Origin of the sequence: Enterobacter sp. I4 (assembly GCF_022669095.1) — a bacterium.
Classification (GTDB): domain Bacteria; phylum Pseudomonadota; class Gammaproteobacteria; order Enterobacterales; family Enterobacteriaceae; genus Enterobacter; species Enterobacter pasteurii.
In genome coordinates this window covers 1816772-1838041 of the sequence record NZ_JALBUO010000001.1, presented here as the reverse complement: position 1 = coordinate 1838041, position 21270 = coordinate 1816772, and the positions used below count along the sequence as shown (strand labels likewise).

22 protein-coding genes are annotated in these 21270 nt (G+C 57.6%); all 22 read right to left on the bottom strand.

The window, feature by feature from the left end:
• Nucleotides 1-564, bottom strand: a complete 564-nt coding sequence (tssE, locus tag MOQ06_RS08755) for a type VI secretion system baseplate subunit TssE (RefSeq protein WP_015570336.1) — start codon at nucleotides 562-564, stop codon at nucleotides 1-3.
• The gene (locus tag MOQ06_RS08750) at nucleotides 557-1369 is read right to left on the bottom strand and encodes a type VI secretion system accessory protein TagJ (RefSeq protein WP_242172416.1); all 813 of its coding nucleotides are present in this window, start codon (nucleotides 1367-1369) and stop codon (nucleotides 557-559) included. Before MOQ06_RS08750 ends, tssE begins: the two co-directional genes overlap by 8 nt.
• A gap of 9 nt (nucleotides 1370-1378) precedes the next feature.
• Nucleotides 1379-2365, bottom strand: a complete 987-nt coding sequence (locus tag MOQ06_RS08745) for a hypothetical protein (protein WP_242172414.1) — start codon at nucleotides 2363-2365, stop codon at nucleotides 1379-1381.
• 16 nt (nucleotides 2366-2381) lie between these two features.
• Entirely contained in the window at nucleotides 2382-3179 is a 798-nt protein-coding gene (locus tag MOQ06_RS08740) for a protein phosphatase 2C domain-containing protein (RefSeq protein WP_063449579.1), read from the bottom strand.
• On the bottom strand, nucleotides 3176-4945 hold the full coding sequence (tagH, locus tag MOQ06_RS08735) for a type VI secretion system-associated FHA domain protein TagH (protein ID WP_242172413.1): 1770 nt from the start codon (nucleotides 4943-4945) through the stop codon (nucleotides 3176-3178). The genes MOQ06_RS08740 and tagH overlap by 4 nt, the downstream gene beginning before the upstream one ends.
• Before the next feature lie 83 nt (nucleotides 4946-5028).
• Entirely contained in the window at nucleotides 5029-5436 is a 408-nt protein-coding gene (locus MOQ06_RS08730) for a putative T6SS immunity periplasmic lipoprotein (protein ID WP_242172412.1), read from the bottom strand.
• Nucleotides 5427-5969 carry a hypothetical protein gene (locus MOQ06_RS08725; RefSeq protein ID WP_242172409.1) on the bottom strand — a complete coding sequence of 181 codons (543 nt, stop codon included), beginning with the start codon at nucleotides 5967-5969 and terminating at the stop codon, nucleotides 5427-5429. The genes MOQ06_RS08730 and MOQ06_RS08725 overlap by 10 nt, the downstream gene beginning before the upstream one ends.
• A 57-nt stretch (nucleotides 5970-6026) precedes the next feature.
• A complete protein-coding gene (locus MOQ06_RS08720; RefSeq protein ID WP_014884229.1) occupies nucleotides 6027-6509 on the bottom strand; it encodes a type VI secretion system tube protein Hcp in 483 nt (160 codons plus the stop codon).
• 180 nt (nucleotides 6510-6689) lie between these two features.
• Complete coding sequence (locus MOQ06_RS08715) at nucleotides 6690-7139, bottom strand: T6SS amidase immunity protein Tai4 family protein (protein ID WP_242172407.1); 450 nt, start codon at nucleotides 7137-7139, stop codon at nucleotides 6690-6692.
• Nucleotides 7124-7618 carry a T6SS effector amidase Tae4 family protein gene (locus MOQ06_RS08710; protein WP_022648411.1) on the bottom strand — a complete coding sequence of 165 codons (495 nt, stop codon included), beginning with the start codon at nucleotides 7616-7618 and terminating at the stop codon, nucleotides 7124-7126. Before MOQ06_RS08710 ends, MOQ06_RS08715 begins: the two co-directional genes overlap by 16 nt.
• A gap of 3 nt (nucleotides 7619-7621) precedes the next feature.
• On the bottom strand, nucleotides 7622-8047 hold the full coding sequence (locus tag MOQ06_RS08705) for a Rap1a/Tai family immunity protein (RefSeq protein WP_045337522.1): 426 nt from the start codon (nucleotides 8045-8047) through the stop codon (nucleotides 7622-7624).
• 79 nt (nucleotides 8048-8126) lie between these two features.
• Nucleotides 8127-9626: a type VI secretion system contractile sheath large subunit gene (tssC, locus tag MOQ06_RS08700; protein WP_063868514.1), complete on the bottom strand. Its 1500-nt coding sequence runs from the start codon at nucleotides 9624-9626 to the stop codon at nucleotides 8127-8129.
• 3 nt (nucleotides 9627-9629) lie between these two features.
• Nucleotides 9630-10154 carry a type VI secretion system contractile sheath small subunit gene (gene tssB / locus MOQ06_RS08695; RefSeq protein ID WP_022648413.1) on the bottom strand — a complete coding sequence of 175 codons (525 nt, stop codon included), beginning with the start codon at nucleotides 10152-10154 and terminating at the stop codon, nucleotides 9630-9632.
• Nucleotides 10155-10229: 75 nt separating this feature from the next.
• Nucleotides 10230-11246, bottom strand: coding sequence for a type VI secretion system protein TssA (tssA, locus tag MOQ06_RS08690; RefSeq protein WP_242172405.1), 1017 nt, complete (start codon nucleotides 11244-11246; stop codon nucleotides 10230-10232).
• 11 nt (nucleotides 11247-11257) lie between these two features.
• Nucleotides 11258-11974: a type VI secretion system-associated protein TagF gene (gene tagF, locus MOQ06_RS08685; protein ID WP_148417986.1), complete on the bottom strand. Its 717-nt coding sequence runs from the start codon at nucleotides 11972-11974 to the stop codon at nucleotides 11258-11260.
• A gap of 16 nt (nucleotides 11975-11990) precedes the next feature.
• A complete protein-coding gene (tssM, locus tag MOQ06_RS08680; protein ID WP_242172403.1) occupies nucleotides 11991-15611 on the bottom strand; it encodes a type VI secretion system membrane subunit TssM in 3621 nt (1206 codons plus the stop codon).
• A gap of 2 nt (nucleotides 15612-15613) precedes the next feature.
• Complete coding sequence (locus tag MOQ06_RS08675; protein ID WP_148417988.1) at nucleotides 15614-16852, bottom strand: DotU family type VI secretion system protein; 1239 nt, start codon at nucleotides 16850-16852, stop codon at nucleotides 15614-15616.
• A 17-nt stretch (nucleotides 16853-16869) separates the two neighbouring features.
• Nucleotides 16870-18213 (bottom strand): type VI secretion system baseplate subunit TssK, encoded by a 1344-nt coding sequence (tssK, locus tag MOQ06_RS08670; protein ID WP_242172400.1) that lies wholly within the window; start codon nucleotides 18211-18213, stop codon nucleotides 16870-16872.
• A 28-nt stretch (nucleotides 18214-18241) separates the two neighbouring features.
• The gene (gene tssJ, locus MOQ06_RS08665) at nucleotides 18242-18721 is read right to left on the bottom strand and encodes a type VI secretion system lipoprotein TssJ (protein WP_242173237.1); all 480 of its coding nucleotides are present in this window, start codon (nucleotides 18719-18721) and stop codon (nucleotides 18242-18244) included.
• A 47-nt stretch (nucleotides 18722-18768) separates the two neighbouring features.
• Complete coding sequence (locus tag MOQ06_RS08660) at nucleotides 18769-19263, bottom strand: SH3 domain-containing protein (protein WP_148417991.1); 495 nt, start codon at nucleotides 19261-19263, stop codon at nucleotides 18769-18771.
• 758 nt (nucleotides 19264-20021) lie between these two features.
• Nucleotides 20022-20948, bottom strand: a complete 927-nt coding sequence (gene catA / locus MOQ06_RS08655) for a catechol 1,2-dioxygenase (RefSeq protein WP_242172397.1) — start codon at nucleotides 20946-20948, stop codon at nucleotides 20022-20024.
• A 27-nt stretch (nucleotides 20949-20975) separates the two neighbouring features.
• Entirely contained in the window at nucleotides 20976-21266 is a 291-nt protein-coding gene (gene catC, locus MOQ06_RS08650) for a muconolactone Delta-isomerase (protein WP_193354583.1), read from the bottom strand.
• Nucleotides 21267-21270: the final 4 nt, after the last annotated feature.

Below are 21270 nucleotides of genomic sequence, written 5' to 3'. Positions count from 1 at the left end.
TTACCCCGCATCCTTCAGTTCAAAATGCCCGTTTTCCAGATCGACGTCCGTGCGAAAGAGAAACTCAAGCGGATACGGCACGCACCACAGGCGGCCCTTGATTTCGATAGACAGAACGTTGTGCAGATCCAGCGACGAGGTATCGGACACGCAGCGAACCTGAAGCCCCTGCGGGAGGATCCGCGGTTCAAAGTTAATAATCGCCTCGGTAAGCTTGCGCTGAATGTCATGCCATTCGATATCGGACATTCTTTTCCCGGCCAGCGGCGCAACGCCGAAGTTAACGACGGAACGGCTCACCTGCGTCAGCCCGCTTAAGTCGCTGGAGGCATCGTGGTTGATGGTATTAAACAACCACTGTAAATCCCGCAGCACGTTGCGGCGCAGCGCGGCGTGGGTGATCAGGTTGCTGTTAGCGGACTCGCGTTTCTTTTCCGGATCGTTATCGGTCAGGCGATCCAGCAGCGAGGGCTGCATTTTGTCGCGCGCCCCCACTTTCTCCTGCCTGCTGCGGGCCTGCCAGCCGCTGCGCAGCAGATCGCCTTCGCCAGCAGGATTACTCATCAGCACCATCCGCGGCGAACGTCACCAGGCTCAGGGTGAGCAGCGGGCTTTCGCTTTGCTCGCTGAGCCAGGCCTTCTGTCCCATGCCTTCATACAGCGTGCCGTCATCGTCGAGGGGAAGCCATTCGGTGGTACGTCCAAGCCTGACGCTGTCGGGTGCCCCGTCAGTAAACGGATAGCGCGCCGGGATCTGACAAACCTGCTCGGTGCCGTCCGTCAGACGAACCAGCGCATGACGCCATACCAGATCGGTCACGCTGGCCGGAGCCTGAAAGCGGATGGTGTCGATGGCGCAGAACGGCACCCAGAAGTAGCGGCCATTGACCAGGGTTTCACACACCGGCCCCAGGCGGGCATCGCCGTCCATCAGCCACTCGAAGGTGTGCTGTTCGTCATTCTCAAGCGTAAGCTGGCCTGCGCCTGCCGGCGCCTGCTCCAGCGCGGCAAGGCGCAGGGCTTGCGCGCGCTCGCCGCCTTCCGTCAGCGCCTGGGCTAAGATCGCCATCCACGGCCACTGCGCCTCGGGCATCGCCGGGCGTGCCTCTCCCGCAAACGCGCGCGCGCGCTGCTGTTCGCCCTGAATGGCCTGCTCCAGCAGCGTGACGGTCGGTTTTGCCTGCGGCTTTAGCGCCAGCCAGCTTTTCAGCTGGGTCAGGGCGCGCGCCCAGTTGCCGCTGAGGATCAAAAACTGCACAAACGCGGCGCGCAGATCGGCATCCGCCGGGCGGGCTTTGATATCGGCTTCCAGGCGAAGCAGCGCGTCGCTAATCGACTCGCCCGCCAGATGTTGATAAAGCGTATTCATAGCCACTCCTTAATTAGCCGCGCGCCATGCGCCTACTGCCGGATCGCGAAGCTGCGGGCGCAGCGTATCAATCAGAACAATGTTCAGCTCCGCGCCTGGTGCAACCCATGCGCTCCAGGTTTTCTTCACCGCCGCAATGCGCGCCTGGAGCCTGGCGTCGTCGCTGGCGATCTCACGGGAGATCTCCACCGCCACCGTGCCGTTGCTCTTCCAGCCGTTCAGGCTGCTGTCGTACGGCAGGATCATCCAGCTCTGGTCGCTGTTCTGGGTGCTGAAGACCATGCGCTCCTTGTTGACGGAGGTGATCAGCGCGTTTTCAGGATCGACACTGTTGTTCAGGCCCATCACCGGGAAGCCGTGAATATAGGTCACCGGGATCGCTTTCTGCGTCCCGTTGCGGTTCTGGGTGACGACCGTGTGGCCGCTGAGCCAGCTGCCGTTGCCGCAGCGGGTGGTGTCGGAGTCCGGGATAAACAGCGCAGGCGCGGAGGCACCGCCCTCCCAGAAGGTGCGCAGGTGGCAACCGTCCTGAAGGGTGAACTCCTGCCACGGGGAGCGATCTGCCGCCACGGTACGCGTTTCCGGGTTCTGGTCAGGCGGCAGCAGCGCGCCGGAGGTCGCGGGCGCCGTGGCCGCCGTTTCCTGCTGCTTCACCACCAGCGCCCAGTCCTGCGCTTTGGCCGCCGTACCCCGGGCGAGCGTCGTCCCTTCGGGATCGTTTAGCGTCCAGTTAAGGGTGTTGAGCCTGCTGCACTGGTGCTCCAGCAGCGAGCCCAGGCGCGGCACGAAGTTTTCCAGCACCGAAACCTCTTTCCTGCCGTTGGCCACGATACGCAGCGCAACGTCCGACTTACACCAGCTTTGCGGCGTATTGTCTTTAATGTTGTCGATCCAGATATCCAGCTTCTGCGCAGGAGACTGCACGATGCGGAAGTTTTCAGCCTGTGCGGTGGTCGCCACCGTCAGAAGAGCCAAACCCGATAGCCAAAGTTTCATATCAATCCTTGTGTGTCTAATCAGTTCCGCAGGGAAGAAATTGCGCTGCGTCAGAGAGCGTATGCAGCAAAGTGGTGTCCTGAGGGTTGCCCATCCACACCGCGACGGCGGTATAGTTATCCTGAGCATTGCCCTCCTGTTCGCCATTCTTTTGAATGATTTGGTTCATTAAGGTCAGCCACTCCTGTGGCGTATTGACCATGTGCAGCGACTGCTTCATCTGCTCTTCGCTGACGCCGTGCCAGAAACCGTCGGTGCAGAGTAAAAAGGCATCGCCGTCTTCAACCTGCACAACGTCGCTGTAGCTCGCCTCCGGTCCGCCGTTCTCAATACCCAGCGCCAGATACAGCAGGTTGCTGTTGAGATCGTCGGTCTGGTGCCCGGCGTCCTTCATCTGCTGTACGAGGCTGTGATCGGTCGTGACGTGCCACAGCCAGCCGCGGCGAAACAGGTACAGGCGGCTGTCCCCGGCGTGCGCCCAGTAGGCCAGGCGGTAATCCCTGTCGATAAACAGGCTGACCAGCGTGGTGCCCATCCGGCGGTAGTCCTGTACGGCCTGCTGTTCGCTGAGGATGGTGCGGTTTGCCGTTTGCACGTAGTCACGAATATGCTGCGCGTTCAGGTGCTTATCGCCGTCGAAACGGGAAATGATGCTGTTGCGGGCCAGTTCAGCGGCCACCTCGCCGCCCGGCAGGCCCGCGATGCCGTCACAGACGACAAAGCAGGCTGAACGTTCCCCAATGGTTTCTCCCGTCTGATCCTGGTTGCTGGCGCGCGTCCCCTGGCGGGAGAGAGAAGCCGTTGCGATATTCATTTGTCTTCGGATCCGCTCTGTGAGTCTTTGTACTGATTGACCTCCATGTCATAGGCATGGAGGAAGGCTTCGCCAAACAGGGTATGGAAGTCGTCTTCGATCTCCCCTGCCGTCTCGCCATAGCTGCGTACAAAATAATCCCACAGCGCGGCTTTACGGCTGCCCGGCAGCGCCAGGCGCGACGTCATCCCGTTCTGCTTCGCCTGCTCTTCGAGCTGCTCCGGGTTAAAGGATTGCAGCATGGCGGCAATGATGGCGCGGATACCGGAGATCATCCCCAGCTGGTGCGCCTGTAAATCGATCAGCGCATCGCGCACCGATTTGGTCGGCGGCATAAAGCCAGGCATCGGCGTGCCGAACATCTGAATCAGCACCGTTTTCCCGGTCGGCAGCAGCTTGAACGGGTTGTTGGCATCGTCGAGCACCATGGTCATATCGGCCTTCACGCCGCGCTTGAGGATAGAGCGCGACGAGAGCAGCGCCACGGTTCCCTGGGAGAACATGCCCAGGATCTGGCCCAGCTGACGCATATTTTCCCGATCGAACTGCGGCACCGGCTGCATTTCGCTCAGCCCCATCCCTTCCAGAAGCGCCTCCAGCAGCTCGCCCTGCAGCACCTCGCCCTTCTCGCCGTTCTGCATGGTGGAGGCAGGTGATGCAGCGTTTTTAACCGGGTCGATACGCAGGCGGCCTTTAGGCGCCTGAGCGTTGCTGCGCGCCACGGCCTGCGGCGTTGGCATGGTGAAGCCGGCGTAGTCGGTACGCGCGGGCTCTTCTTCTTCCGCGCGCGGCGCGTCCTGCGGTTCCGGGGCGAAGAGCGGAGAATCGGCAAGGGGATCCGCTTCCGGCTCGGGCTCGGATACCGGCTCTGGCTTCGGCTTCTCGGCCGCGATCTCATCCGGATGCGTTAACGGCGCGCCGCCCATCAGGCCGAGCGGGTCATCATGGCGTGCGGCAGGCGCGCTGGCCGTCCCGCCAAACAGGGCCAGCGGATCGAGTTCATCCGCCGCCTCCTCCTTTGGCTGGGCAGGTTTGCTTTCGTCCGGCTGCACCAGCGCTGAAGGGGTGACATCGTCAAAGATGCTCTCTTTTTTAAACAACGCTTCATCGCTGAACAGCGTGTCCGGGTCAACGTTCTTACGCTCGAGCCTGGGATCGCTGTCGTTGAACATTGCCAGCGGATCTTCGGCGTTGCGCTCCGGGGCCGCAGGCTGGGAAAACGGGTCGTGAGAAGCCGCGGGCTGTGGTTTTGCGCGGTTACTGGAGATGCTGTCGGAGATGGAGAACTCCTGCATCAGGCTGTCCCAGATTTCCGTCGGCACGGCCGTCGGCTCGGCTTTGCCGCGCGGCGCGGCGCTTGCAGGTTTCGGCTGCGGTGCCGGAGCAGGTGTCGCCGCCGGACGCGCCTGCTGCATGCTGGCCGCCATACGGCTTACGGGCTGGGTATCGTGAATCAGTTCGCTGACTTCGATGCGATACTCATCAATACCGAGAATATCCCCATCCTGAAGCTCAACCTGACGCCCACGCTCAAGAGGAATGTCATTTAATACCACGCGGGTAACGCTGCCGCGGTTCGTGACGCGGCATTCGCCGCTGGCGTCGACGTGAACGATGGCCTGCAAACGCGAGATAGTGCGGTCATTGTCCGGCAGCACCAGATTGTTATCCGTACCGCGCCCAATGGTGCCGCCCGGGGCATAAAAATCACAGCTGCTTTGCGGCGGCTGATGACCGGGTTTCGTAGAAATAATCGTGAATCGCATGGCGTATTCCTGCTGGTATGATTAGCGCTCAAACGCTGCCGCTCTCGGAGGTGAAAACGGCGGGGTTTGGGGGTTAAGGCATCCTATTCGGTCTGCGTAATCTTTAATTGGCCTGACGCATTTTCTTCGAGCGTGAATCGGGCAGCATAACGAACAGAATCGTTTTTTCCCGAGACTTTCAGGGCGACATCATATTCCCCGGTCTGCCACGCAATACCGCTCCATTGATGACACTGCTGGGTATTCAACGTCACCACAGGGCTATACGTAGATGGCGGTGATATCGTTTTCCATTCATTCCCCGCCCGTTTCATAATGGTGGGCGAATGGCTGGTAACAGGCGCATCTAATCCGGAATTAGCAGGAATTGCGAAGCAGGGTTCGTTGTTTTTAAGCGTAACGGTAAGCGACTGGTATTGTGCGGGATGAGACACGCAGGCACTCGCCATTAACGTAACCGATAATGCACCGAATACTTTTTTCATAACCATGCCCGCCGTTCCTTAGGGTTTTTAATAAACAAAGACAATGCTTGCTGATACTTATCCCTCAGATCTGGTCCGATAATACCTTCAAAACCTGCAATATTGCGAAAATCACCCAAGCCGTAATTTATCAGAAAATAATAATCTGAAATGATTGAAGCCTGCTGCTCCATCCCAAAGTTCGAGAGTTTTTTATCCGGCGGTAACGAGCAATTATAGCTTGCGGCCCAACTGAATGCGCCTCGGGTTCGTACATTCATTCCAATCTGGTGTTGCAGCACATGAACCATTTCATGAATAAACCAGTGTTTATACCGAGGGACTTCCGTGGAGAAATCATCACGGTAATGGGGTTCCCGGAAATAGAGTTCACCATTAGGCGTCATTGCAACATTGTTAGATTGCATATTAAATGGCAGATAGCTTTTATTATGCACTTTTACTTCTGAATATTTTATGGCGTCACCAAACACGGTTCGTGCGAGGGCGATTTCGCCAATAGTCAGAGGACGAGAGCTTCCTTCCTGCAAACTTGCCATACTATCTTCCCTTCCGGTTGATAATGACCGGGGAAAACTCCCCGGCCATACGGGCAATTACGCTTCTTTGTTCTCTTTGATGTTCCAGCCAGCGCTGCTTTCAGCACCTTTACCACCGGCAGTGGTCTGCTCCCAGTACTGCTGTTTCACTTTCGCAGCCTGGAATGCATAGGTCACGCCAACGGTATCGCCGTTGTCGGCACCGGTGTACTGAACGGAAGTCACGAGAACGTCTTCCAGGGTGATGCGGGTATATTCAACCTGCTGACCACCCGCCTTGCAGACGGACAGTTCAACTTTGGTCAGGTGCTTACCGCTTGCGCAGTGTTTCAGGATTGCTGTAGTGGATTTGTCGATCAGAGCGTTAACGTGCAGATCGTTAAAGTTAACTTTACCGGCACCGCCGCCGCCGCCAACGCTCATATTACCCGGCTGGGACGCGCCCCAGGAGAAGGAGGTAATATCAGTCCAGCCGGTGTGGTTAGAATCTTTAGATTCGCCCGTAACACCCTCGACCTTCAGAAACATATCAATAGCCATAATATCTACTCTTCGTGGATGAACAATATTGCTTTCGAAAAAGCCCTTATATGGCAAACAGGAAAGCATGGGGCTGAATAAAACCGTCCATATTTTACCTCTGCCTCATATCAAACGACCCGTGTCATTTGACAGTCTTACATTCCCCCTGAATGAACGGAAAGAATGTGAAGTCTTTTACTACTGCGGATTATCCTGAATCCAGGTACGATCAGGATCGCCAATGATGAGCTGCGGAACCAGTTTATTCAGTTCGTCGCTATGATAAAGACGTAGACAATTTAAGGTTACGCCTTTTACATCAGGTTTGCGCTCCGAGTGGAAACCATTAATTTGGTGTTTATACTTCCCAATGATGGCGTTAACTTTGTCAGTACCGTTTTCAGCATCAAACGGTATCCACTCAATAAATGCACTCGCACTGCGGGCCGCATCAGCAGAAAATTGACTGCCTTTATCTGCCACCTGCGCAAGGCAGCGCGCCAGGACCAAATCTTTTACCACCTGCCGGTATGTTTGCTGCTGATAAAAATCAACGTAAGGGTTGTCACCGCGAGCAGAAAAAGATAAGCAAGTAAGCAAAAGAAATGCGGTCTGTAGAAACCTGAATATAATTATTTTAATTCCCAAAACCAGATTTCCTGACAGTACGGAAAGCAATCGGAGTTACATATAAACGAATTATTACTCAGAGGCTCGATAAGGTCGATATGACCACCACCATACCCATCAATTTTATTGAAGAAAACAACACCTTTTCGGCCCAACATTGAGCGTGCACCAGCCTCGCGGTCTTTAAAGATTTCTGCCTTGCCAAACACATGGGATTTATAAAGCTGATCGGCAAGTAATTTTGCGCCAGGCTCGATTGTTTTTCCCTTATAGGGACCGGTCTTTATGGGTAAACGCCCTGTAAATTCAACATTGCATTTTAACAATGCCAGGCTCATTCTTACCGCACAGGTATTTTCGTATGCCGGTTGTTGCTTGATAATCGTCGAATAATCGTAGCCAATTTCTGAAAATACCTGTTCACCCGAGGCAAAACCCGCGCGTGTGTGATTTGAAGAGTAATGCTGACGTTTAAGTTGTTCGTATAATGGTCTCATCTGTCACTCTCCTTTTTTGCACGGGCGTAATTCTTTCATGCCGTCAATGATGATTTTTGAAGCGCGCTCCTCGCCTTGCTGTTTCGATAAGTTCGCAAAACGAGAATAGAGAAACTCATGTATTGTATTTGGCAAAAAAGGCCTGCCCTTGCACCATGCGGTGCCCTCAGACGCGTCGACTACGCCGAGAAGATACATATTTGCCTTAATGCGTTCACGTTCATTCGTTTTCGACAGCCAGGCTTTAGCAAATCGCTCTGCACTCAGATTTAAATCGTACCCTGTTAACAGCGTCGGATCGCGTTGGAAGTTTGATGTGTCATCCTGAGGCAATGCTTCCGCTTGAGGGTATTTGTAATTTCCAGCGTCCGCGCTTGCGAGAGTAGAAACTGCCAGCAAACTGGTCGCGATCAAAAGTATATGTTTCACCATCTATCCTTATTCACTGACAGAAATAAGCTAAGCTCTTCCGCTCAGATGGCCGGCCCCTTCGGGCCGGCAATCGTCATTACGCGTCTTTCGTCTTCAGCGACGGCAGTTTAGATACCAGGCGCAGGGAAACGGTCAGGCCTTCCAGCTGGTAGTGCGGACGCAGGAAGAACTTCGCGGCGTAGTAGCCCGGGTTGTCTTCGATCTCCTGCACCTGCACTTCCGCAGCCGCCAGCGGCTTGCGGGACTTGGTTTCCTGGGAGGAGTTAGCCGGATCGCCGTCCACGTAGTTCATTACCCAGTCGTTCAGCCAGCGTTCCATCTCTTCGCGCTCGCGGAAGGAGCCGATTTTGTCGCGCACGATGCACTTCAGGTAGTGGGCAAAGCGGCAGCAGGCGAACAGGTACGGCAGGCGAGAGGCCAGACGCGCGTTCGCGGTGGCATCCGGATCGTGGTACTCGGCCGGCTTTTGCAGCGACTGCGCGCCGATGAAGGCGGCAAAGTCGGAGTTTTTACGGTGAACCAGCGGCATAAAGCCGTTTTTCGCCAGCTCGGCTTCGCGACGGTCGCTGATGGCAATTTCGGTCGGGCACTTCATGTCCACGCCGCCGTCATCGCTCGGGAAGGTGTGGCACGGCAGGTTTTCAACCGCCCCGCCGGACTCCACGCCGCGAATCGAGGTGCACCAGCCGTACTCTTTGAAGGAGCGGTTGATGTTGGCCGCCATCGCATAGGCAGCGTTCGCCCAGGAGTAGCTGTTGTGGTTCGCGCCGTCGGTCTGCTCTTCGAAATCGAAGCTGTCGACCGGGTTGGTGCGAATGCCGTACGGCAGACGCGACAGGAAGCGCGGCATCACCAGCCCCAGATAGCGGGCATCTTCCGATTCACGCAGTGAGCGCCAGGCGGCGTACTCGGTGTTCTGGAAGATTTTCGTCAGATCGCGCGGGTTGGCCAGCTCCTGCCAGGACTCCATCTGCATCACGCCCGGCGCGGTGCCGGTGATGAACGGACAGTGGGCCGCGGAGCCAATGCGCGCCATCTCGCCCAGCAGCTCAACGTCCTGCGGGCTGTGGTCGAAGTAGTAGTCGCCCACGATGCAGCCAAACGGCTCGCCGCCAAACTGACCGTACTCCTGCTCGTAAATTTTCTTGAAGATCGGGCTCTGGTCCCAGCCCACGCCCTTGTAGCGCTTCAGGGTACGGCCCAGCTCCTGCTTGGAGATGCTCATGAAACGGATCTTCAGCATCTCGTCAGTTTCGGTGTTGTTCACCAGGTAGCTCAGCCCGCGCCAGGCGCTCTCCAGCTTCTGGAACTCGTCGTGGTGAATGATCTGATTCACCTGCTGCGACAGCTGCTCGTCAATACCGGCAATCAGGTTCTGAATGGTGCGGTAGGTGTCGTTGGAGAAGGTCACGGTGTTTTCCAGCGCCTGCTGCGCCAGCGTTTTTACCGCGCTCTCAACGGCAGAGCGCGCCTGATCGGTTTTCGGGCGGAACTCTTTATTCAGCAGCGCGCTGAACTCGTCCTGGCTGAACGCCTGGCCCGCCTGCTGATCGTGTTGTTGAGTCTGGTTGCTCATCGATTATTCCTCGCTACCTTTCGCACTTTCGTCATTTTTTGGCATCTGGCTCAGGGATTTGAGCAGCGTCGGATCCTGGAGAATTTTGGCGATCAGCTCTTCCGCACCGTTTTTGCCGTCCATGTAGGTCAGCAGGTTAGAGAGCTGGGTACGCGCTTCCAGCAGCTTGTTCAGCGGCTCTACCTTGCGCGCCACCGCGTCCGGCAGGAAGTCGTCCATGCTGTCAAAGGTCAGATCGACGTTGAGCTTCCCTTCGCCGGTCAGGGTGTTATCCACCTGGAACGCCACGCGCGGCTTCAGCGCCTTCATGCGTTCGTCGAAGTTGTCGATGTCGATTTCCAGGAACTTACGCTCGTCAACGGCTGGCAGGTTTTCCACCGGCTTGCCAACCAGATCGGCCATAACGCCCATCACAAACGGCAGCTGAATTTTACGTTCTGCACCGTAGATCTCTACGTCGTACTCGATCTGCACGCGGGGAGCACGGTTGCGTGCGATGAATTTCTGTCCACTGTTACTCATTGCCATGATGTTCTCCATCAAAGATGCGCGGTGAAGGTGAAACGGCAGACTCCATGCCTGTCGTCATAATGCCAGGACGCGTCATTCGCGGCGTCCAAAGATGTTTTCCAGTTGGTTAACGCCGTCTGGCGCCAGGTCGCGAATAATGTCCATAAAGTTGAGTTCAGACAGCCGCTGCACTCGTTCAATCATGAGCGGTGCGGGATGGCTCGGTTCGTACTGCGCAAAATACTGCTTCGCTTTTTCCAGCATCAGCTGGGCGTCGGCGCGGCTGGTCACCTGCACGCTGCGCCAGTCCGTTACCTGCTGGACAGGCGCAGCGGCAGCCGGCTGCGGCTCCGCGTGCTGTTCAGCCTGCGCCTCGCGGTTCGGCAGCAGCTTGCTGATGTCGGTCACCTGGCAGGCGCTGGCCACCAGCCCGACGGTTTTCAGCAGCTGTTCCATCTCCGGTACGCCGCTTTCTCCGAGATAGCCGGTAAGCAGCTCGCGGATGGCCAGCAGACGCGCGTTGATCTCGATAACCGCCGCGGTGCCGGGCTGGTCGCCGCGGGCCAGCTCGTCAATCAGTCTTGGACGTCCGCCGGGATAGTCCGGGCATTCGGTTTTACTGCCGTCGAGCAGCGCCTGAGCGTCACGCAGCGAAATTTCATCGCCGTTTGAGCGCAGCAGCGAGGCGTTGCGTACCGCGACGGTCAGCTCGGACTTATCGCTCAGCCCGGCGAGGGCGTTAATGCGGTAGAACGGATCGGTCTCGCCATACTCTTCCAGCAGGGGGTAGAGCTGCTCCCAGTACCGGGACAAGGCTTCCTGCACCAGCAGCAGCCCGTCGGCGTAACCAGCGAGCCCGCGGCGACGCGTCCAGGCGTGGGTTAACGCCAGCATGACGCGAAGATCTTTGGTGCGCCCCAGCAGGCTGGTAGCGAGTTTTTCTACCGTGTTCCAGTCGGCGGGCTCCGCCGGAATAATGGTGTCGCCAAACTGCTGCTCGGCTTTGCCCTGGCTTGCCTGCCCCATGGCCTGGAAATCGGCGTCGTACTCCAGGTTTTCCCCGCAGGGGTTTTCAGGGCTTATCGGCGCGAGAAATTCATCGATATTCATAAAGTCCCTGCTTATTCAAACATAGGCGGATAAAGACCGTGGCGGCCCGGTCTGGCGCCGCCTGCCGGATCGAACAGCAGCGTAAACAGCTGCCCGGTGAAGTTCCCGCTGTGTACATGAGTATAAAGCGGGTAGCCGTCGCAGCGGTTCGTCCACCAGTAGCTGGTCTGACGCAGCGGATCGAAACACTCCGCCGCCTGCGGCCAGCCCAGCGTGTTCTGACCGTCGTCCTCATAGCCAATCACGTCCAGAATGTCGGATCGCTTCTGCGGCTCAACCGGCTGCGGCGCCGGGATCGTCATTAACATTTCATCAAGCTGTGAAGCTGAATAGCCGTTACGCACCGCGTGCAGCCCCAGGCGGCCAAGCTGCTGGTACCAGCCTTCAGCCTGCCCGAGCAGACGGGATGACCATTCGGCCGGGGTAAAGCTCAGCTGAATGCAGACCGGATAGTGGCGACCTACGCTGTCGCGGCCCGGAAGCAGGCAACCCATCTGAATCATCTGGCTGCCGAGCATCGGCGGAACGACAAAGTTCCACACCGGCGCTTTGGTAAACTGGCGCTCGCCGCTGCGCTGCTCTTCCTGTTGCCAGGCCAGCAGGCCGACCTGAAACCAGTGCGACCACTGGCGTTGCAGGGTGTCCGGAAAGCGACGCTGCAAAAAATCTCCGGCGCTGGGCAATTTGCCATACCAGCTGTAGCGGTTCATCGCAGGGGTATTCGTCATACGGCTGTCCTTGCGGTTATGGGCATGAGAAACGGGGAAGCTGGAACGGGTTGCGGATGCTGTTCGGCGCAAACTCCAGCGTGACCTGATGTCCGTCGACGCTGAAGGTAGCCTGACGGCTCAGGCTACCTGCGCCAGGGCTGGTGCGCGCCTTGTCGAAAAAGCGGTTGAGCGCCCAGGCGCCGTTGGTTACCAGCGTCGCGGTACTGCCGTTTGCCAGGCCGAGCTGCATACGCACCTGGTTGGTGCCGCCCGGCCCCGGCCAGTTCATGATCTGCACCGCCTGCGGGCCGTGGCTATAGCGCAACAGCTGCCCGTCCACGTCCAGGGTGAGGTTCAGAATGGTGTTATCCATCCGCACGGTGCGCACCGTGACCTTAAAGGAAGGCGTCGTGGCTCCGTTGGCAAAGAAGGCATCGCGGATGGACTGCGCCTGCTGGAACGGACGCAGCAGCCCTTCGCTGCCAGGGAGCGTTTTGCCGTCGATGCCCGGCATAAAGCGCCAGTTCGCCTGAGTGGTGTCCACTTTATTGGTCAGGTTATCGCGGAAAAAGGTGTCCATCAGCCCGGTTCCCGGGGCAAACATGCGGGCGAGATCGTCCGGCGTCACCTCGGTGCTGGCGCTGCGCACCAGCGGGTAGCGCCCGGCAATCGCCTGACGGCAGAACCCGCCTACCTCCACGTTGATTCGCTTACGCACGTTCTCCAGATCCCGGCGCTGGGTATCGCTGCTGGCGCCCACGGCCATGTTGCTGAACATGGTTTGTAGCCCGCCCGGAAGACGGCCCGCGCTGGCCTGCAGGCGGCTGATTGCATCGCCGCCCGGGGCAGGCATACCGCTGTTAGCCGCATCCTGAACGGCGGTCAGGTAGCGATAAAGCTCGTCAACCTGCTTGAGAAAATCATCAAAGACGATGGTCTTGCCGCCCTTCTCCAGCGGCTGAGCCAGCTCAATCATTGGGGCAAAGTGGTCGGTCACCAGCAGCTCGGGCGCCTGGTTTACCACTGCGCCCTGGGTTGGGGCATTGTCGTCGTTGCTGAAGAGCGCCTCCAGCGTTCGGGTGGCGCGGTTGCTTTGCGCTTCCGCTTTCTGCGCATCTTCAGGTGCCGGGGCCGTGCGCGACAGCGTCAGCACTTTGCTCAGGTTGAGCACCAGACGGCGCAGCGGCGAGTTGGTGCCTGAAAGCAGGCGCGCGGTATTGATGCGCTGGGAGAGATCGGCGCTGTTATTGAGCTGAATGTCCGCGAGGAAACGATCCCAGTTGACGATAAAGTCGCGCATATAGAGCTGACGCACGGCGTTGTCGATCTGCTGTTTATCTTCCTCAGCGCTGGTGGCGCCCAGCACCCAGGCATCGTCTTCGTGCAGGGCGGTGGTGACGCTGTCGATCTGGTCGTTAAAGCTTTTCCAGTAGCCGTCCGGGGTAAAGAGCCCCGGCACGCCTTCGCTCACCGGCTTGCCGCTTTTCCGGGAAAAGACCAGCTCGCTCTGCGGGCCGCCGAGGTCAGAAAGCGAAACCGGCTTCAGGCTCTCGTCACGCTCCAGCAGACGCTTCAGGCGGCCGTAGACGCGGGTAGAGAGCGGCTGCTGGTTGATGAGCGCCCTTTCCCGGGCCACCAGGTCTTCGTCCTGCGCATACGGTGAGGCCTGAATTTTCGGCTCCAGCAGCTGCGTCAGGTGCCACTCCAGCTCCTGGAGCTGCGCCTGCGTAACGTTCTGCGGCAGGTTGCGCTGCAGGTTAAGCATCACCCACGAGTGCAGGAATTTGCCGTCGTAGTGCTTCGGCTGGTAGAGCATCTGGTAGGCTTTCAGCGCCTCATAGCTGTACTCCACGTCGCTGCCGTTGTCGTTACGCAGCCAGGTGGTGATGTGCATCGCGACGGCAGGCAGCAGCAGCTGGTCCAGCGCTTTCTGATAAAGCGACTGGGACGCATCGCTGACGTCATCCCCGCGATAAAGCCCCATCCGGCGGGACACCGGTGGGTCGTTCACGTCAAACGCATCGCTTTTCGGCAGATCCACCAGCCCGTTAAGCAGCGGCAGAAGCGCAAACAGGTCGCGCTGGGGCTGATTTTGCAGCGCCTTGCTCTGCTGCTCCAGCATCGGCACCTTCGCGTCAACCTCTTCCAGATACGCTTTGTTTTTGGCGTAGCTGGTCAGCCACAGGCCAGCCAGGATCGCCAGCAGGGCCAGCAGCGCCGCATAGCCGGACCACATCACGGCGCGGTTACGCAGTTCCCACCAGCGGTTTTCGCCGGCAATGCCCGCTTCCTGGAAAATCACGTTTTGCAGCAGGTTCTTGATGAAGAAGCTCTGCCCCTTCGCCCCCGGGATCGGCGCGTCTTTGCTCACCGAATCCCAGCTGTCGCTCTCGCCTCCTTCCGGCAGCGAAAGCGCGCGGTTCAGCTCGCCCATCACCCGATCGAACGGCATGCCTTCCTGCGTGCCGCTGGCGAAATAAATGCCGCGCGGAGAAAATTCGGTTTCAAAGTTTGAACGGGCAAAGACCGTGCTCAGGTAGTCTGCCAGCAGCGGGCGCAGCGCGGCGAACTCCTGGGGGAAGAGATACGCTTCGGCGCGCGTTTTTGCGTCGTGCTCCTTAAGCATGGTTTCCGGCAGGCCAGCGTCCAGACGCTGTTGCAGCAGGGAGAACTCCTGCTGGAAGTTCCCCATCAGGTCGTAATCGGCGTGTCGGGTTTGCTCCCACGGCAGCGTAAAGCCCCAGATCTGGTCGCGCTGGGCTTTGTCGTAATCGGCAAACCAGGCGCGGAAGCCTTTGAGCAGGTCAGCCTTGGTGACCATGACGTACACCGGGAAGCGGATACCCAGCTGTTCGTGCAGCTCCGAGAGACGCTGGCGAATGTTCACCGCCTGCTGGCGGGAGGCCTCCGCGGACTGAGACAGCAAATCGGAAATGCTGATGGTGATAATTACGCCGTTAATCGGCTGGCGGCGGCGGTATTTGCGCAGCAGGTTGATGAATTCCAGCCACTCGCCGGCGTCCTGAACCTGCTCGCTCTCCTGGGTGGTGTAGCGGCCAGCGGTATCCAGCAGCACCGCCTCGTTGGTGAACCACCAGTCGCAGTTACGCGTGCCGCCAATGCCGCGCAGCGCGGTTTTACCGAAGCGGTCCGCCAGCGGGAACTGCAACCCGGAGTTGGCCAGCGCGGTGGTTTTACCGGAACCCGGCGCACCAATGATTACGTACCACGGCAGCTGATAGAGATACTGCGTGCTGAAGCGCTGCGTCCACTGCGCGCCGTGCCCCGCCTTGCTGAAGTGGGCTTTTTTCAGCATCTGGGCGGCTTCGTCGAAGCGCCCGGCCAGGATCTGCTCCTCGCTGTTCAGTCGCTTCTGCGGATCGGCCGCTTCCGGGCTGGTGGTGTTTTCGTTGAGCTTGTCCATCAGCTTGCGGTTCAGCCAGGCGTTATACAGCCGCGGCAGAATGTGGCTCTGGGCCCAAATCAGGTAGACCACCGCAATGCTGATGACGCGGTTTTGTTCAGATTCGAGGGGGCGGGTATCGACGATGGACAACAGCGGGCCAATCATCCAGATCACCGCCGCGAGCGCCGTTACGCCGAGGAAGCTCCACAGAATGCGATTGGTCAGTATGGAAAGAAGAGTAGTCAGCATCCTTAGTTTCCTTGCGGCAATCCGTTCAGCTCGGCCTGCGTATTTTCAGGCGACACCAGCAGAGTGATCTCTACGCGGCGGTTACGGGCGCGATTTTCAGGCGTAGTGTTTGGCGCTACCGGGTTGATCTCGCCTCGCCCTTCGGCTTTCACGCGTTCTGGCTGCGAGAGGCTGCCCTGCAGCTGTTTTTGCACCGAGCGGGCGCGCTCAAGCGAGAGTTCATAGTTGGAGGCGAAGCGAGCGCTGCGGATCGGCACGTTGTCGCTGTAGCCCACCACCAGAATCTTGCCGCTGACGTTATTCATCGCCTGGGCGATGCGGTCAATCACCGGCTCATAGCGATCGCGTACCACCGTTGAGGCAGAGGCAAACAGTCCGTCTCCTTTGAGGATCACCACGCTGCGGTCCGCCTCATCCTTAACGGCCACCAGGCCGGCTTCAATTTCCGGCTTCAGGAAACCACGCAGGTTGAGCACCGCCGGAAGCTGGCGCGCGGGCTGCTGGATGGTGGTTTCAGGCAGCTGAGACTGGTAAATCTTCGCCAGCACCGGGCTGGTGTTATCACCCAGACGCCAGTTGAGAACGATATAGAACAGGCAGGCGATAAAGCCGACCAGCGCCACGCACGCCCACAGGGGGATCATCGGACGCCAGAGCTTACGCAGCACCGGACGATCTTCCGGGTGGGGCGAAAGCGGCGGCGGGTAGCTGCCGCGCACGCCACGGATCATCTGCCACAGGCGCTGTTTGATGGTTTCTAGCTGGGTGCGGCCATTGTCCAGCACGCGGTAGCGCCCTTCAAAGCCAAGCAGCAGACAGTAGTTGATCATCTCCAGCAGCAGAATGTGCTCGCGCGGGTTTTGCGACAGGCGCGCCAGCAGCTGGAAGAACTTCTCGCCGCCCCAGGTTTCGTTATGAAACGTTACCAGCAGGCCATTGCTTGACCAGACGCCGCTGCTGCCCCATGGCGTCAGGGCGGCCGCTTCATCCAGCGCCGTACAGAGGCAATAGCGCGCGCCGACGATCACCTCATAGGGCAACCCCGCCTGCTGGCACCGCACTTCGAAACGGCGAATCTCATCAATCAGGCGCTGGCGCAGCCCAACCTGGTCGTCGTGGGAAACCGAATGACGGATTTGCGGAATCGCGTTGAGCAGCGGATTGGCGGCCGCCACCAGCTGATTATTGCCACTGGCTCCGGTAAACACGGCATCACTGCCGGTATCCTGTCGTTCCTGCATATTAAGCGCTCGCTTTATTATTCTGTCGGGCTACGGATGGCCCAGAACTCCATATCGAGACCCGGGAATTCCCCTGCAAGATGCAGAGCGAATGCGCCGGACTTGTCCATCTCGTGCCACAGCTCGCTGCCCCTCTCCAGCTCGAAATAGCTGTAGCCCGCATGCCACGGGATCTGCGGCGGGGCAACGGGCATTGCGCGGAGCATAATGCCCGGCAGCTGGAGCTGTACCAGGTCGCGAATTTTCGAGACCGGCGCTACCTTCATCTGGGCAGGGAAATGGGTTTGCAGGTGTTCGCCAGGCACGTTGGCTTTGACCGCCAGCACGAAGCCAAACTCCCGTACCATGCTGGTTTCCGGCACGGTGGCGATATTCAGCCCGTGGGAACGTTCGTGCAGCGGCAGCTGAATGGCGTGGTCTTCCATCACCAGCGACAGCCCCTGGCGCAGCATCAGCATCAGCTTGCTGAAGCAGACGGCAAGATCGTCATGATCGTATACCGGCAGAACGCTCTCGGCGGTGCGCTGCGGTGTCCAGGTGGCGAGCTCCGTCGCAAACGGCAGCCAGCTGCGCCAGAGCGCTTCCGGATGAAGCAGCGGCAGCGTTTTAAGATGCGACACGTCTCCCAGATGACGGTTGATCAGCGAAAGCAGCGTAAATTCAATCATCTCAGAGGTGTTAAAACGGCCCGGCTGGCGCAGGCGCCCCCCAATCTGCTGGCTACGCTGGACCAGCAAACCGTGCAGATCGTTGATCATGCCGTAGAGCTGGGGGCTGTTATTGGCGTTCAGCATCGGCGGGATGTAGCTGTTATCGAGCCGCACGAGGTTGTCGTTGCGTTTTTCGGTCACGAACGCCACGCCGATGGCGGTCCACTCTGCCGTCAGATCTTTTTCCAGCATCAGCGTCAGGCGCAGACGGCCAAACTGGACCGTCGCCTCCCCCACCGCCATGGCGTTATCGTCTTCCACCTCTTGTTCAAAGGTAATAAAACGCGCCAGTGAAGCCTGCTCCTCGCTGAAGATCACCTCTTCGCGGCCGCCGCGACGAACCGGCAGCGCAAGCACCACCTTTTCATTGGTGAGATTATCCGGGATCCTGAGCGGAGCCGGACCGTTACGATCGCTGCGAATCTGGAAAAACGTGCCGTCAGGCAGCAGGCCGCTGCAGTAGCTCAGGGCGATGCAGCCCTGACGCAGCATCGCCTCGTCCAGCTCAAGGTCGAGAAAGCCCCAGAGATACGATCGCTGCAATGCTCCCCACTCACGAACGTGGTTGAGCAGGTAACTTTCTGCCCGCTGAAAATGGTGCGGACGCAGGAACATACCTTCGGTCCAGACGACCTTTTCTGCTTTCGTCATGATGATCTCTTTTCTGTTATGTAGGCCGTTACTGGCTGATGACCCGGATTCCATTTACGTCAAGAAAGACGCTGGCCTGAAGTTCATCTGCGGACCATTTCCAGAACTGGTAAATCGCGTTTTCGCCGGGAACAGGCAAAGGGAGTGAGACGCGCCATTTTTTTCCGTCCAGCGCCTGATATTCCGCCATCACGCCGATATAGCGCGCTTCCGGTGAGCTTTGTCCGCTCAGGGTTTTCGAAAGCTGGCCCGGCATCAGGAAGAATACATCGCTGTTCAGCAGATTCGCGCCAAGGGTAGCTGACGCGTTGTTCTGCAGGGAATAGAAGTCGCTGGACATGAAATCCGCATCGGATTTCAGCAGCAACACTCTGACCTTAAGCGGCGCAGAATCATTGATTTGAGGATGAGCCTGAAACTGCAGATTGTAGCGGGAGGGGTCGCTGTGTGAAGACGACGTACAACCACCGATCTGAGCGAAAATCACCGCCAGAAAAGCGAACCACATCAGATGTAATTTTTTATTATTCATAAAAATACGCTCTTGAAACCCGTTTAGTTCAGGATCCACGTACCGTTCGCGCTGTCTTTGCAGGCTTTGCTGTTGCCATCGACGTCAACACAGGTGGCTTTTTTCCGCGCTTTAGGACGCAGTGCCTGTTTACGTACGGTGGCCTCGTACTGGTCAGCCTTGATTACGGCACGCATCGGCACGTAACCAATCAGCTGTTCATTCCCTTCATCGGCCAGCGCCATCCAGAAATGTTCAACCTGACCCAGCACAACATAGGTTTTGCCGGTTTCCAGGGTACGGATCACTTTTCCGCCGTAATCAGGACGGCTCATCAGGGACGCCGGATACATGGCACGGTACGGTTCATTCACCTGGGTGAACTCCGCCGGAGGGGTAACGGCATGACGGTGCGTCAGCGTGACGCCGTTAACCTGGCTGGTGACGATCGTATCGTCGGTGATCGCTGGTTTCTGCGGCGCCTTACAGCCCGCCACCGCCATAACAAACAGAAGTGATAACAATACGCGCAGTTTCATATGCTTTTCCGTAGCGATATTTAGAGGATGAAGAGAGGGGATAAAATTTGACTTAGGTGCTATTGTTAAAATAGTCAGGATATTTTCGGCATGTAACTATTTAAAGGCATAGCTACCGCACGAGCCTAACAGAAATAGGCCCAACGCGTTCCTGACATATTTTGACAAACGGTAGACAAGTTTACATGAGCTTGTCATCAATTCAATATTTCCCGCCTGCTTAACGGCGTTTAATGATACGCCCAATGCATTATAGGATTAATCTCATAAAAAAAGAGAACTTAGCTGAAATTGTTTTTTTCCGTAAGAAAAAATCCACATAACTAATTGATTAAAAAGACATATCCTGTAAAAGAGAACCGCTATCATTAACGTAACCACCCTATTAACGCCACTACCATATTTAGTAGATTTTCATTTTTTCTGTGCGCCGTGGGATATATTTAGGATTATTTCTTTGTTGCATTCTGAAGGTATCTTTCACACAACAGGAGCTGCGCCCATTAACAAAAAGAGGGGATAAAAAAGGAGTAAAGTTAATTTCGCAATGCGAAATAATGCCGCGGCTTTTATCTTTTTGGGTTAACTTTTGGTCGTTAACAATTAAGTCCCGCTACATCTTTTTGTTCTATTATTGCTCAGCCGCATGCCCCCTCCCTCCAGGAAACGGGAATTTAAGGGGCATCGGCATTGCGTCGCTCAAAGAATGTTTTACCGTTACTACATATCTCTATAAAATCTGAGTAACATCTTTCGGGTTACTCCTTCACCCGTGCACGCTTAACTCTCGCCTCCTCCTCCGCCCCGGCGGCCTTCACCAGCGTGAAGCTAAAGCTCACTTCCGTATGCGGCTCATGTATATCCCTCTCGCGGGCAAGCGTGCTGTCGGTGACTTTCACCCGATCGGCAATCAGCTCCTCACGGGTGGCAAAGGCAAAGTCATCCCACAGGTACCGATCGCCGTTAAGGTTGATCTGCGTGGTGAGGTGTTTAAAGCCCGGCGCGGAAACAAAGAAATGAATATGCGCCGGGCGGTTACCGTGACGGCCCAGCTCGTTCAGCAGCTTCTGCGTCGGACCATCGGGCGGGCAGCCGTAGCCACAGGGAACAATGCTGCGCACCGCGTAGCTGCCATCGGCAGCCGTTTTTACCCGGCGGCGGAGGTTATATTCAGGCTGCGACGGGTCAAAGAAGGAGTAGCCCCCGTGCGTGTTGGCGTGCCAGATATCGACAATCGCCCCTGCGACCGGTTCACCGTCAATATCGGTCACGGTGCCGTGCAGCCACATGGCTTCTGCCCGCTCGCTGCCGTCGTCCATGCGTGCAAAATGGTCGCTCAGCGGCGCGTTCGCGACGTACAGCGGCCCTTCAATGGTGCGCGGCGTCCCCGCGCGGCTGACAGTCGCGGCCTCTTTTTCATCGGCGCGCATGTCGAGGTAGTGTTCCAGCCCCAGCCCTGCGGCCAGCAGCGCCGCCTCTTTACGCTCGCCGAGCTCGTTCAGGTAGTTTACGGCGATCCAGAATTCTTCGTCGCTGATGTCGAAGGTTTTAATGGTATGGCACAGATCGTTCAGCAGCTGATGAATAACGCGCTTAACGCGCTCGTTGCCGCCGTCGGTATTGAGGCCACTGCTGATGGCAAGTAAGGTCTCAAGCTCTGACTGCTGGGAAGGGTTTTTAGACATTGCGGGTTCCTCATTATCGTAGGGTATTTACCGTTTATCGTTATCAATTGACGATGGATGGCCGCAGAGCGGCTGAACGCTTATTGCCATGTACGGATAGAGCGGCAGCGCCGTTAAGAGGGCGTGCAGCTCCTCGTTGTCCTTAACGTCAAAGATGCTCACGTTGGCGTACTGCCCCACTACCCGCCAGATGTGCAGCCATTTGCCTTCACGCTGGAGCCGCTGCGAGTAGGCTTTCTCTTTTGCCTTAATCTCATCCGCCTGCACCTGCGGGAGTGAAGCCGGGATGTTGACCGTCATTTCTACTTTGAACAGCATATGA